This is a genomic window from Gracilibacillus sp. JCM 18860 (genome assembly GCF_055395245.1).
In genome coordinates this window covers 2,087,751-2,101,473 of record NZ_AP043868.1, presented here as the reverse complement: position 1 = coordinate 2,101,473, position 13,723 = coordinate 2,087,751, and the positions used below count along the sequence as shown (strand labels likewise).

Below are 13,723 nucleotides of genomic sequence, written 5' to 3'. Positions count from 1 at the left end.
TTGCGAAAAGTGGAATAATAGCATAGATGTAGTAAATGATATGCTATCCTTCGATCAGCTTCACATGAAATTTCCGATGTCTAGGTCCGTCGAATTCACAAAAATATACGCCTTGCCATGTTCCAAGCACTAGTTCTCCATCTGAGATCACTAATGTTTGATTATGCCCAACTGTACTCACTTTTAAATGGGCAGCCGTATTTCCTTCCATATGCAAATCCTTCTGGTGCTCCCAAGGGTAAACCTCATCTAAACGGCGTAGGAAGTCTGTTTTAACATCAGGATCAGCATTTTCATTTACCGTAATTCCAGCAGTCGTGTGTAACGATGAAACAATGATAATTCCATTTACAACATTATTTTCCTGGATGAATTGCTGAACATGTGACGTAATATCAATCATCTCATCATGTTTGCTCGTTTTTAATGGGAATAGCTTTTCCATTTGTTCTCAACCCTTTCTAAAAATGTCTCTATAAATATTCTACTAAAAATCGTTTCTATGTTAAAATTTCAAGTGAAGGAAATGATAGAAAGGATGCGATTCATTTGGTAAAAGCACTACATACAAATAAAGCCCCACAAGCAATAGGGCCATACTCACAAGCAATAGATATTGGAGATTTAGTTTTCGTATCTGGTCAAATTCCATTAGATCCAGAAACAATGGAAGTAGTGGAAGGAGATATTGCGGCACAAACAGAGCAGGTGATGAAAAATCTTCAAGAAATTCTTTCTGAAGCAGGACTAACGTTTGCGAATGTAGCAAAGTTTACTATTTATATTACAGATATGGATAACTTTGCGACAATTAATGAAACTTATTCAATGTTTTTACAAGAGCCATACCCTGCTCGTGCGACGGTAGAAGTGAGTAAACTACCAAAAGGAGTAGGCGTAGAGATGGATGTTATCGCCAAAAAGTAATGTAGATAGTCTTCTTTCTAGTAGCTTTGTTAGAAAGAAGATTTATCTTTTTTCTTCCCATATTTTCATAAATCCTGCATAATATAAGTGTAAGTCTAAGAAAAAGGAGAAAATCTATGAAAAAGTTAATTTGGATGCTTGTATTAACAGCTTTGATAGGACTAGCTATCGTGCCAGTAGCTTTTGCTAGTGAAGGTAATACCAATACGGATGATGTAGGAATAGATGAGCGTAACGGAAAACCAAAGGTCGTACTCGGTGAGGCTCTGTCTGAGGAACAAAAGGACAAGGTTCGAAGCTTACTAAAAGCAACCGATCCAGACCAAGTGGAGGAATATATCGTTACAGCTGAGGACCTAGTGAATTTTATTGGTGGCGACCCAAGCTCCAACATGTATTCTTCTGCCAAAATTACACGTAAAAATGAGGGTTATGGTGTTGTTGTTAATATTGTAAACCCAGAAAATATTACCCAAGTAACTAATGAGATGTATGCCAATGCTTTACTGACAGCTGGAGTAGAAAACGCGCTAATTGAAGTGGCATCTCCTTTAAAGGTAAGTGGCCATTCTGCTTTAACAGGAATTTACAAAGCCTTTAATGTTGATGGGGAGCAGTTAGATCAAGAACGAATGGAAGTAGCGAACGAGGAATTAGATGTCGCAACAGACCTTACTGAGCAATCTGGCATTGAAAAAGAAAAGGTTAGTCAACTTTTAACAGAGATTAAGCAGGAAATAGCAGACCAAAATCCTGCAACTAAAGAAGATGTCGAAAGAATTGTTAGTGAACAATTAGAGAAATTAAATATAGAGTTGAGTCCAGAAGATAGAGAAATGCTAACAAACCTATTTGAAAAAATGCGTAATATCAATATTGATTTCGGTAAAGTGACCGATCAGTTAGATAGTATTGTCAGTGATTTAAAAGGAAAATTAGATGAAGTGACCGGTGGAGATACAGAAGGATTCTGGCAATCAGTCAAGGATTTTTTCAAAAATATCGTTGATGGAATTAGAGGATTGTTTAATTGATGAATCTGACTTAGCTTGGTGAAAGCACTGCGCATGTTTAGGCAGTGCTTTCTTTGTTCAATTTTTATATTCTTGCGTGCATTGAAGCATTTGATAAACAAGAACGAATACTACCATAATAAAACGTATTATAAACGGAGCCCCTTGCCGAGGTAATGATTAAAGATCGTATAAAACGCATTATAAGCGAAGCCCCTTTGCGAAGTGATGATTAAAGATCGTATAAAACGCATTATAAGCGAAGCGCCTTGCTGAAGTGATGATTATAGCCCGGATAAAACGCATTTCAATCGAAGCCTCTCACCGAAGTGATGATTATAGCCTGTATAAAACGCATTATAAGCGGAGCCTCTCGCCGAAGTGATGATTAAAGATCGTATAAAACGCGTTATAATCTAAGCGCCTTGCTGAAGTGATGATTAAAAGATCGTATAAAACGCATTATAAGCGAAGCTTCTTGTCGAAATGATGGTTAAAGATCGGATAAAACGCATTTCAATCGAAGCCTCTCGCCGAAGTGATGATTATAGCCTGTATAAAAACGCATTATAAGCGGAGCCTCTCGCCGAAGTAATGATTAAAACCCTAATAAAATACATTTTAACAAATACTCCCGCCATAAGGATGTCCACATAGCTTCAAGCAAGAACACAGACGTATTACAATTGAACATCCACCTATACTAATCTTTTCCGGATAAACCCAGAAATCTGGTCAATGATCGTGACAGTGATAATAATAACTAAAAGGATCATTCCGACCTCTTCCCAGTTCCGATTCATATAAGCAAACGTAATGAGTGTTCCGATACCTCCTGCCCCTACAATACCAAGAACAGAGGATGCGCGAACATCGATTTCAAACCGATAAATAGCATAGGATAAAAACTCGGGCAAGACCTGTGGTAAAATCCCATAAAAAAGGATTTGTAATTTATTCGCACCGCTTGCTTCCAATGCTTCCATAATATCCATATCGATCGACTCTATTACTTCCGCATACAATTTTCCTAACATTCCAGTTGAACCAATCGCAATGGCAAGTACTCCGGCAAAAGCATTTGGGCCAACAGCCGCAACAAAAATAATCGCCAAAATAATTTCAGGAAAAGCTCGAACTGCCCCGAGAATCCACATTCCGATATTATTTAAAAATTTATTTCGTACAATATTGGTGGCACATAAAAAGGCAAGTGGAACCGCAAGAACAGCAGCAGCTAATGAGCCAGTATAGGCAATAAAAATTGTCTCGAACATCTTACCGAAAATAGAAGAGGTTTCCTGCCATGCAGGTTGGAAAAATCTTGGAATTATTCGATCGAAATTCTCCATTGTTCTTGAACTAAAAATGACATCCCATTTAATCGTAACACTTGAGATCGTCCAAATATAAATCCATACAATAATTATCAAAGTTATGATTCGTTTTATTAAAGTCCATTTACTTCGTGGTTTTGTCGGAAGGGTAATTTCAACATTTTTCGCCATTACAAAAGACCCTCCCTTAACTTTGCGCTTAGGAAGTCAATGATGACAACTACTACAAAAATGATGATAACGATCGTACTTACAGCAGGATAGTTCATGAAATTAATTTCTTTATTGATTAATTGTCCAACCCCACCTGCACCGACGAGTCCAAGAACGACAGATGCCCGTATATTAATCTCAAAAACATATAAACTAAAAGAGATAAATTGGGGTAGGATTTGTGGTACAATCGCATAACTAATCGTTTGAAGTGCATTTCCTCCAGTTGATCGAATCGCCTCCGTAGGATTCATATCTATTGCTTCAATAATTTCACTCATTAATTTTACTAGAATTCCAACGGCAAAAATAATTAAAGCGATAATACCAGAAAAAGCGCCAATTCCGAATAATCCAACGAAAACTACAGCTAATATAATGTCAGGTATGGTGCGAATAATATTTAAGATAAATCGCATAAATTGATAAATAATGGAATTAGTCATGACATTTCTAGCAGCTAATAGGGAAAAAGGAATACTGATCAATACGGCAAGAGTTGTTGCAATAATCGCCATATGGATTGTTTCAAACAACTTTGGCCAAATTTGCTCGACATATCCCCAATCTGGTGGAAAGAAATCACCGATTAGGCCAAAGATGTTCGGAATTTTGATGAAAAAATCAATTATAAAGGATTCAGTAATGATGGAACTAAGTAAATAAAAGCCGATCACAACAACAGCAGAAATAGTAAAAATTCGTTTTGTTCTGAGAGGGTATAGACCCCGAGGAATGAAGGATGCTTTCTTATCCATCGATTTCCCCTCCTCCACGCTTATCCTCTTCACGGATCGATCGACCATAGATCTCTTCAAATGTCTTCTCCGTCACTTCACTCGCTGGCCCATCGAATACGATCTCACCTGCTCGCATGCCGATAATACGATCTGCATATTCGATTGCCATATCGATAAAATGCAAATTAACAATCGTTGTAATATGGTCTTCTTGATTAATTTGCTTTAAATATTGCATGACCTGATGAGAGGTAGGAGGATCAAGGCTTGCGACAGGCTCGTCTGCCAAAATTAATTTTGGCTGTTGTGTCAAGACACGAGCAATGCTTACCCTTTGTTGTTGTCCGCCACTTAATTCATCGGCACGATTATAGAGCTTTTCCTCAATATTTACTCTCTTTAAGTTTTCATAAGCAAGTAGTTGTTCCTCTTTAGAAAAAATATTAAAAATGCTTTTCCATGTTCCGGTATAACCCAATCTACCGGAAATAACATTTTTCATTACTGTCGAACGCCTAACAAGGTTATAGTTTTGAAAAATCATGCCGATCTTCGTTCGGAGCTTGCGTAACTCCTTGCCTTTTAAACGAAGAATATCGTTGCTATCTACTAATAACGCTCCGTCTGTTGGAGTCACTAGTCGATTAATACTCCGTATAAACGTTGACTTACCAGCACCAGAAAGTCCGACAATAACAACAAATTCTCCTTGATTAATTTTAATATTGATATCTTTCAACCCTTGGGTTCCGTTGGGATAGACAAGGGAAACATTCTGAAATTCAATCATGACACTGTCCCTTTCTTTCTCTAATTAGATGGAAAAACAGGAGAGAGCGTGCTCTCTCCTGTTATTTTCAAAATTTTAAAGATCATTGATACTAATGGAGTCACTAAATTTCTCATACGTGTCTCTTACAACATCATATTCGCTATCTTCAGCTTCAATAATAGCATCCCAGCTGTATACATCATTCATAATTTTAATCATTTCTTCCTCTTCATTAAAGCCTAAGAAGGTATCCTTTATTTTTTGTACAAATTCATCATTTAGTTCACTTGTGACAGAAATCGTATCATTTGGAATTTCAGAGGTATACGTAAGAACGCTTAATTTATCCATTATGTCTGGGTATTCTTCTTCTAATTCTGTACGAACATCATCAAAAGTTGTTGCCACATCAGCTTCTTCGTTGTAGACAGCAATTGCTGAGTTGTCGTGGCCACCAGTTTGAATGGAATTGCTGAAGAAGTCTGTTTCAGGATTCTCCACATTAAACTCGTCCATTATTTGTGCAGCTGGGAACAAGTATCCACTTGTAGAGGTAGGATCACCATATGCCCAAACTTTTCCTTCTAAATCCTCTAGATTTTTAATATCCGAATCTGAACGTACTAAATATTGTGCTTTATATGTTCCACTGCCATAACGCTCAGACTTAAGAATTACCTCCACATCATGCTTTTCGTTTGCTAATACATAGGCAAAAGCAGGGATGAAACCGATCTGTACTTCATTTGTACCCATTGCCTCAACGAGTGCTGTATAGTTTGTCATTACTTTTCCTTCAACCTCTACCCCAAGTTTTTCTGCAAGCTTGTCCGCTAAAGGTTTTACCGTATCAGCAATCGTATCCGAATCCTGTGAAGGGACGAATCCCATGACCAATTTATCAGGTGTTCCTTCTCCACCTCCGCTTGCTTCTCCGTCACTACTACCACAGCCTGCAATGATTAGAACAGCAATCATTGAAATAAAAAGCCAGCCTATTTTTTTCATTCTTTCTTTTCCCCCTAGAGATCTTTTTGCATTACAATAGTATTATCTATACAAAAAATGTGGAAATCTAGGGTATTTACCAAAACCTAACAAAACTATCAAAAAATTTATAAATTTTACGTCAGTTTAAAAATACAATTAAATGGAGTAAGCGTTTTACTTCCTATATAATAAAGAAGTAAGCTGATTTGGGGGAAGAGTATGAAAAAAGTATTTCAATATGCCATGCTGTATAAAACGGCGATGTTCATCGCATTAGCGCTCATGATTGTTGAATTAATTGTGGAATTAGTCCAACCAATGATTATGTCCAAAATAATTGATGATGGGATTATAGCTGGAGATATGGAGACGATTTATTTTTATGGGGCTATTTTATTATTCATGACACTGGCTGCATTTATTGCAGGAATAAGCAGTTCCTTTTTTGCTGCAAAGGTGAGTCAAGGTGTTGGCTATGATCTTAGAAAAGATATGTTTCACCAATTGCAGATGTTCTCTGCTATGAAGATAGAACAGTTTCAGACATCTACCTTATTAACAAGGCTCACAAATGATGTTACCCAAATACAGGGCTTGCTGTTTGCCTTTATGCGAATAATGCTTCGTGCACCATTATTTATCATTTTTGGTATAGTAATGTCCTTTACCATTAATCCATCATTAGCATTTATTTTATTATCCACTATTCCAGTATTGTTTATCATTATGATTTTTCTCATGGTAAAAGGAATGAATCTTTTCCGCATGGTACAAGAGAAAATCGATCAGGTGAATAACATTATTCGTGAGAACTTACTTGCGATAAAATTAGTGAAAGCTTTTCATCGGATTGGATTCGAAAAGAAACGTTTTTCTAAGGTGAATCATTCCTTAAAGGAACAAAATAAAAAAGCCTTATGGGTAATGGAAATGGTGATGCCGATTGTGATGCTAATTATGAATATCGCCATGATTGTCCTATTATGGTTTGGGGCAGTACAGCTTGAATCAGGATCTGCTCAAGCAGGTGAGGTTGTCGCAATCATTAATTATGCGACAAGAATGCTTGCTTCCTTCGGTGTCTTTTCCTTTTTATTGATGAACCTTTCAAGAGGAAGAGCTTCCGCAATCAGAATAAATGAAATTCTTAATACTGCAACAGATGATGCGGTATCTACCACTTCGGTGAAAGGCTTGGTAAAGGGAGGGGTTTGCTTTGAAAAAGTATCCTTCCAATATCCGAAATCTGATCAACTCACATTACATTCTATATCGTTTGAGGTAGAATCAGGGCAAAAAATTGGTATTCTCGGTGAAACTGGTTCTGGTAAAACAACCTTACTTCATTTGATTCCCTATTTGTATCAAGCAACAAGTGGTATGATTAAGATCGATCATGTGCCAATTGAAAAGTGGGGAAACAAGGTGCGACATGATATCACCCTAGTGCCACAGGAAGGGTTTCTCTTCTCAGGTACGATCCGTGAAAATATCTCTTGGGGGAATGACCATTTAACCGCCGATGAAATTGAAAAAGTCGCGAAAGAAGCACAGTTACATACTTTTATTGAAACATTACCCGAAAAATACGAAACACTAATTGGTCAACGAGGAGTGAATTTATCTGGTGGTCAAAAGCAACGCTTGTCGATCGCCCGTGCACTAGCAGATAATCCAAGTATTCTGTTGTTAGATGACAGTACGAGTGCCCTTGATGCTGCAACAGAACACCTTGTACTAGAAGCCATTCGTGAACGACAATGTACTACCTTTATTGTTTCACAAAAGATTAGTTCTGTTATCGATGCCGATCAAATTATCATTCTCGATAAAGGGAAAATAAAAGGAATAGGATCACATGAGAAATTAATGCAAAAGCTTCCACTGTACCAAAAGATGTGGAGATCCCAGAAGAAGGAGGGAATTGGAACTAATGAAACAGAGTAACCAATCTAACATTCTTAAATCAAGACACCACCCTCCGATTGGGAAAAAGCCAAAAGTGAAAAATTTACGTTATACGGTGAGGAGAATATGGAGTTACATGGCAACAGATCGTTGGTTATTTTGGCTTGTTATTTTCTTTGTTGTTCTTAGCTCCATCCTAGGATTGTTAGGCCCCTATTTTATAGGAGTAGCTGTTGATACAATGACAGGAGAGGCAAACTTATTTACTTTTTCACAAATTTTAGGTATTCTCATTGTCGTATTTATTTTTCATTCCCTAACGTTAGCCCTGCAAAATTATTGGATGATCGAGATTTCGCAACAAACTGTCTATTCTATGAGAAAAGATTTATTTGCACATGTTCTTCTTTTACCACTTTTATATTTCCAAAAATCTCAAAGTGGGGATTTGATGAGTCGGCTGACGAATGATATAGAGAATGTCAGTCGTACATTGAATACAGCGGTTATCCAATTAACAACGAGTATATTGACATTAGTCGGAACATTAGCTGTCATGTTTTGGCTTAGCCCATTGCTAACATGGATGACGTTAACGATAGTTCCGATGATGTTTTTTGGGATGAAGTGGATTACGAATAGAACAGGAAAATATTTCAAACAACAACAGAATGAATTGGGGAAAATGAATGGTTTTTTAGAGGAAACCTTATCTGGCCATACAATGGTAAAACTATTTCATCAAGAACACAGGGTAATCGACCAATTTGACAGCCACAATCAACCATTACGAAATGTAGGGTACTGGGCACAAGTCTATTCTGGATTTATTCCTAAATTGATGAATACATTAAACAACTTTAGCTTTGCAATTATCGTCGGTATAGGTGGTTGGGTTGTATTATCTACAAACGCCACAAGTGTCTCCATCGGAATCATTGTTACCTTTACGACTTATGCCCGTCAGTTTACCCGACCATTGAATGACTTAGCCAACCAATTTAATATTATTCTCTCAGCAGTTGCAGGGGCAGAGCGTGTGTTTGAGGTAATGGATGAAGAGCCGGAGGAAAGGAAAAAGAAACAATCACTGACAAACGTTGACGGAGATGTATTGTTCCAAAAGGTAACTTTCTCATATAATGAGGAAGAGAAAGTATTAAGAAATGTTTCTTTTCATGCAAAGCCTGGTCAAACGATTGCACTTGTCGGACCAACGGGCGCGGGGAAAACAACCATTATTTCTTTATTAGCAGGGTTTTACCAGCATTATAATGGCAGTATCCTATTAGATGGTCAGGATATTTCCGCTATTTCTTATGCAAGCTTACGTGATCAACTAGGAATTGTCTTACAGGATGCCTATTTATTTGATACAACTATAAGAGAAAATATTCGGTATGGAAAGCTTGATGCAACAGATGAAGAAGTGATGACAGCAGCAAAGCTTGCCAATGCCCATTCCTTTATTGAGCAGCTTCCAGATCAATATGATACGATACTAGAAGGAAATGGACATGGAATTAGCCAAGGTCAAAGACAGCTAATTTCAATCGCTAGAGCTATGTTGCGCAACCCATCCATTCTTATATTAGACGAAGCAACGAGTAGTATTGACACCATTACCGAAATAAAGATAACCGATGCGTTAAAACGATTAATGAAAGGGAAAACTAGTTTCGTTATTGCTCATCGATTGAACACCATTCAAGAAGCTGATTTGATACTTGTCTTGAAGGACGGAGAAATTTTAGAGCAAGGAAATCATCAAACACTTATACATGAAGGTGGTTTTTATGCTAATCTAGTAGCAACACAACAAAAAACTGGTCATGGATAATTTTACCGGTATAAAACTTTTGAAATTATTGGGTATAGTAAAAGTAAGCGTCATGGAGGTGAAAAAATGACGGAAGATAGACAAAAGCATGAACGAATACAGGAACAAAAAAGAGTCGATGAAGTAGTAGCGGAAATTAAACGCAAAATTAATCTTTTACAAACAAAGGCGAAGCAGCTAAAAAAAGACGTGATCGATATTCGTCGTGATTTCTGGGAAGACGTTACCGTTAATATAGAAGAAATGGATGATAAAATTGAAACAGAAGCAAGTATAAAGCAGCAAGCAGAATTCCTCTCCGAACGTGAGCGGAGCCATGGGCAGGTAAGCGAAAGACTAGATATTTTAGAGCGTTTGAAGGATACCCCTTATTTCGGACGGATTGATTTTCGACCAGAGAGAGAAGAGAAGGAGCTGCCAATTTATATTGGGCTTGCCTCTGTTTTGGATAAAGAAGAAAATGATTTCCTAGTCTATGATTGGAGAGCTCCAATAGCGAGTATGTATTACGATTTTCCTCCAGGTCCAGCAAATTACGACACAGTTCAAGGAAATATTTCCGGGGAAATAACACTAAAACGTCAATATATGATAAGAAATGGCGAACTAAAAGGAATGTTTGACACTGGTCTCACAATAGGAGATCATTTATTACAGTCTGTATTGGGGAATCAGGCAAACACAAAAATGAAAAGCATTGTGGCCACTATTCAACGAGAACAGAACCAAATTATTCGTAACGAGAGAAGTAAGGTATTAGTCGTACAAGGAGTTGCTGGAAGTGGTAAGACATCTGCCGCATTACAAAGGGTGGCCTATCTTCTATATCGTTATCGAGAGACCTTAACCTCAGAACAGATTGTCCTATTCTCGCCGAATCCATTGTTCAATAGCTATGTTGCGACAGTATTGCCTGAGCTAGGTGAGGATAATATGCAGCAAATGACTTTTTATCAATACTTACACCTACAGTTAAATGATAGTTTTCAACTAGAAACCCCTTTTGAGCAAATGGAGTACTATTTGCAGGAAAAGGGTGATAATTATACAGCAAGAGTAGAGGCAATGCATTATAAAGCTAGTCTATCCTATAAGCATGTGATCGATGACTATTTAGCACAGCTAGCAAGCAATGGTTTAGTTTTTCGAAATATTACTTTTCGTGGCCAGATTATTATTCCTAAGAAGGCAATCGAACAATATTTTTATCGAACAGAATCCAACCTTTCTATTCCAGAACGTTTGGAAAAAGTTGCTAACTGGTTATTACATCAGTTAAAAAAAGTTGAAAAATACGAAAGAGAAAAGGATTGGGTACTTGAGGAAAGTGAATTGCTGGAAAAAGAAGATTATGTCGATGTCCACCATACATTACAGGAAGAAAATCGGTTCACAGAGGATACCTTTGATGATTATGAACGGGAAGAGGCACTATTAAGAAAAAGGGTGGTAGCAAGTAAATTAAGACCACTTCGTCTCAAAATAAGAAAATTGGCTTTTGTTGACCCATTAAAAACATTTCGAAAATTATTTCAACCTTCTTTCCAAGTTAAGGAGAACATTTCCCTTCCATCACATTGGGAGGAAATATGCCGATTAACAGATAATCATTTAAAGAAGAAATTTTTAACATGGGAGGATGCTCCAGCATATATTTATTTCGAAAAAAGTCTGCTCGGTTTCAACGCACAACGTACGATCCAGCACTTGTTTATTGATGAAGCACAAGATTACACGCCATTTCAATTTGCTTTATTGAAAAAAATGTTTCCTGTTAGCAGGATGACCTTATTAGGAGATATTAATCAAGCAATCTATGCTCATGCACTAGAAAATGAGACGTTGCTATCTGAGAAATTAGAGGAAAAGCATGAAAGAATTGTATTGACGAAAAGCTATCGATCAACAGAACCGATTGTATCTTTTACGAAAGCTTTTATGCCTAATGGTGATTTGATTGAACCCTTCGAAAGAGAGGGGAATCTTCCTATTCTAATGGAAGTTGAACAAAATGAAATGGCAGAAGAAAAAATGATTTCACAAATACGACTCTTTCGGGATCAGGGCCATGAGACGATTGCCATTGTTGGTAAGACCATGGAGGAATGCCAGCAATTACACGAAAGACTACGTCATCGCATTCCTGTCAGCTTAATGACACAAGAAGCACATACCTTTAGTAAAGGAATTGTGATTATTCCCGCATATCTTGCAAAGGGAATAGAGTTTGATGCTGTTATTCTGAGCAATGCTTCTGACAAAAACTTCCATCACGCCTTAGATCGAAATCTGTTTTATACAGCATGCACGAGAGCAATGCATGAGCTTGCACTATTTTCTATTGGACGCCCAAGCCGTTTTATAGATGAAGTACCTAAAGCAAGATTCAAGCATTATAAAATTCACGAGATTATGGCGAAAAAATAGTGATCGTTTCAAAACGGTCACTATTTAAGTTGAGCTACTTATTTTCATTATCGAGCATTTTGTGGGAAGATAATATCGTAGTGAAACAAAGGGAGGAATGAAAATGGTGAAAAGTTTACAATCCACCACAACGTTAAACAATGGGGTAGAAATGCCTTGGTTTGGTCTTGGTGTTTTCCAAGTGGAAGATGGAGAAGAAGTCATTAATTCTGTAAAATGGGCTCTCGAACATGGCTACAAGAGTATTGATACTGCCGCCGTCTATAAAAATGAAGAAGGTGTAGGACAGGCCATAAAAGAATCAGGAATTCCTCGCGAAGAACTATTTATCACATCAAAGCTTTGGAACAAAGATCAAGGCTATGAAGAAACGTTACAAGCTTTTGAAACGACGTTACAAAAATTAGGTTTAGATTATTTAGATTTATATTTAATCCATTGGCCAGTACCAAAGCAAAATAAATACAAGGAAACATGGAAGGCGATGGAAAAGCTATATCAGGATGGCAAAATTCGTGCTATTGGTGTAAGTAACTTCAAAGAGCATCACTTGGAGGATTTATTAACTGAGGCAAAGATTGTGCCGATGGTAAATCAAGTAGAATTCCATCCACATCTACAACAAAAAAGCTTACATGAATTTTGTAAAAAGCACAACATACAGCTAGAGGCATGGTCTCCCTTAAAGCAAGGTCAAATTTTATCTGATGAGACGATAACTAAAATTGCGAAGCATCATGGAAAATCAACCGCTCAGGTTATTTTACGATGGGATCTACAAAAAGAGGTTGTGACAATTCCGAAATCGGTGAAACAACATCGTATTCATGAAAATGCCGATGTGTTCGATTTTGAATTATCAGAAGAAGAGATGAAATTAATTGCTGATCTGAATAAGGAAGAGCGTATCGGACCAGACCCAGATGATTTTGATAAGAGATAATAAAAAAAGAAAGACGCTGAGACATAACTAAATAGAGAGAATCAAAATCCGAACAATATTCTGACTAAGCGTAGTCAAAATACGCAGACTCCAGTGGGAACAGCACGAGCTGAAGATCCACTTTGCAAAGCGGTTTTCTTTGCAAAGTTAGCAGATCGCCGTGCCCACGGAAAGCGAAGTATTTTGACGAAGCGATTGCAGTGCAGAAATATTAACGTTCGGATTTTTTCCTTCTTACTAATCTTTTGTCCCAGGCGCTTTTTCTTGCAAAATGCTAGGAAGATAAGATATCGTAGTTAATAGATTTAAACACTTAAGGGGGTTTCGAATTGGCTTTTGTAATAACGGAACCTTGTCAGGCAGAAAAAGCTGGTGAATGTACTACTGTTTGTCCAGTTGACTGTATTGTAGAAGGTCCAGATCAATTTTATATAGATCCTGATGTGTGTATTGACTGTGGGGCATGTAAAGCTGTCTGTCCAGTGGATGCCATCGAAGAGGAGTATGATCTTACTCCTGAACAGGAAGTTTTCTTGGAAAAAGCAGAGGCATATTTTGCACGTTAGAAAATTAAAAAGCTAACTTATTCGTTAAAAAAGACGAGTTTCTAACG

The 13,723-nt window shown here is 37.4% G+C and carries 12 protein-coding genes; 7 read left to right on the top strand and 5 right to left on the bottom strand.

Going from position 1 to position 13,723, the window contains the following annotated elements; translation table 11 throughout:
- Nucleotides 1-43: 43 nt before the first annotated feature.
- Nucleotides 44-445, bottom strand: a complete 402-nt coding sequence (locus ACZ5R4_RS10580) for a secondary thiamine-phosphate synthase enzyme YjbQ (RefSeq protein ID WP_109984707.1) — start codon at nt 443-445, stop codon at nt 44-46.
- 104 nt (nt 446-549) lie between these two features.
- Between ACZ5R4_RS10580 and ACZ5R4_RS10575 the strand changes: the two genes are divergently transcribed.
- Entirely contained in the window at nt 550-927 is a 378-nt protein-coding gene (locus ACZ5R4_RS10575) for a RidA family protein (protein WP_109984708.1), read from the top strand.
- A gap of 116 nt (nt 928-1,043) precedes the next feature.
- Entirely contained in the window at nt 1,044-1,961 is a 918-nt protein-coding gene (locus tag ACZ5R4_RS10570) for a DUF1002 domain-containing protein (RefSeq protein WP_109984709.1), read from the top strand.
- Nucleotides 1,962-2,638: 677 nt separating this feature from the next.
- Here the strand turns inward: ACZ5R4_RS10570 and phnE (ACZ5R4_RS10565) are convergent.
- The 4 genes from phnE (ACZ5R4_RS10565) to ACZ5R4_RS10550 all read right to left on the bottom strand — a co-directional run bounded on the left by phnE (ACZ5R4_RS10565) (nt 2,639) and on the right by ACZ5R4_RS10550 (nt 6,010).
- Nucleotides 2,639-3,448 (bottom strand): phosphonate ABC transporter, permease protein PhnE, encoded by an 810-nt coding sequence (phnE, locus tag ACZ5R4_RS10565; RefSeq protein WP_109984710.1) that lies wholly within the window; start codon nt 3,446-3,448, stop codon nt 2,639-2,641.
- The gene (gene phnE, locus ACZ5R4_RS10560; RefSeq protein WP_464368449.1) at nt 3,448-4,248 is read right to left on the bottom strand and encodes a phosphonate ABC transporter, permease protein PhnE; all 801 of its coding nucleotides are present in this window, start codon (nt 4,246-4,248) and stop codon (nt 3,448-3,450) included. The genes phnE (ACZ5R4_RS10565) and phnE (ACZ5R4_RS10560) overlap by 1 nt, the downstream gene beginning before the upstream one ends.
- The gene (gene phnC, locus ACZ5R4_RS10555) at nt 4,241-5,020 is read right to left on the bottom strand and encodes a phosphonate ABC transporter ATP-binding protein (protein WP_054860718.1); all 780 of its coding nucleotides are present in this window, start codon (nt 5,018-5,020) and stop codon (nt 4,241-4,243) included. Before phnC ends, phnE (ACZ5R4_RS10560) begins: the two co-directional genes overlap by 8 nt.
- Before the next feature lie 75 nt (nt 5,021-5,095).
- Nucleotides 5,096-6,010 carry a phosphate/phosphite/phosphonate ABC transporter substrate-binding protein gene (locus tag ACZ5R4_RS10550; protein ID WP_109984712.1) on the bottom strand — a complete coding sequence of 305 codons (915 nt, stop codon included), beginning with the start codon at nt 6,008-6,010 and terminating at the stop codon, nt 5,096-5,098.
- 201 nt (nt 6,011-6,211) lie between these two features.
- Here ACZ5R4_RS10550 and ACZ5R4_RS10545 point away from each other — a divergent pair, with 201 nt between their 5' ends.
- The 5 genes from ACZ5R4_RS10545 (at nt 6,212) to ACZ5R4_RS10525 (ending at nt 13,676) form a co-directional block, all read left to right on the top strand.
- Nucleotides 6,212-7,939: an ABC transporter ATP-binding protein gene (locus ACZ5R4_RS10545; RefSeq protein WP_277677985.1), complete on the top strand. Its 1,728-nt coding sequence runs from the start codon at nt 6,212-6,214 to the stop codon at nt 7,937-7,939.
- On the top strand, nt 7,926-9,740 hold the full coding sequence (locus ACZ5R4_RS10540; RefSeq protein ID WP_464368448.1) for an ABC transporter ATP-binding protein: 1,815 nt from the start codon (nt 7,926-7,928) through the stop codon (nt 9,738-9,740). The genes ACZ5R4_RS10545 and ACZ5R4_RS10540 overlap by 14 nt, the downstream gene beginning before the upstream one ends.
- Nucleotides 9,741-9,806: 66 nt before the next feature.
- Nucleotides 9,807-12,167, top strand: coding sequence for an RNA polymerase recycling motor HelD (gene helD, locus ACZ5R4_RS10535; RefSeq protein WP_109984715.1), 2,361 nt, complete (start codon nt 9,807-9,809; stop codon nt 12,165-12,167).
- Between the two features lie 103 nt (nt 12,168-12,270).
- The gene (locus ACZ5R4_RS10530; RefSeq protein ID WP_109984716.1) at nt 12,271-13,110 is read left to right on the top strand and encodes an aldo/keto reductase; all 840 of its coding nucleotides are present in this window, start codon (nt 12,271-12,273) and stop codon (nt 13,108-13,110) included.
- Between the two features lie 329 nt (nt 13,111-13,439).
- Nucleotides 13,440-13,676 carry a DUF362 domain-containing protein gene (locus ACZ5R4_RS10525; protein ID WP_054788484.1) on the top strand — a complete coding sequence of 79 codons (237 nt, stop codon included), beginning with the start codon at nt 13,440-13,442 and terminating at the stop codon, nt 13,674-13,676.
- Nucleotides 13,677-13,723 lie beyond the last annotated feature (47 nt).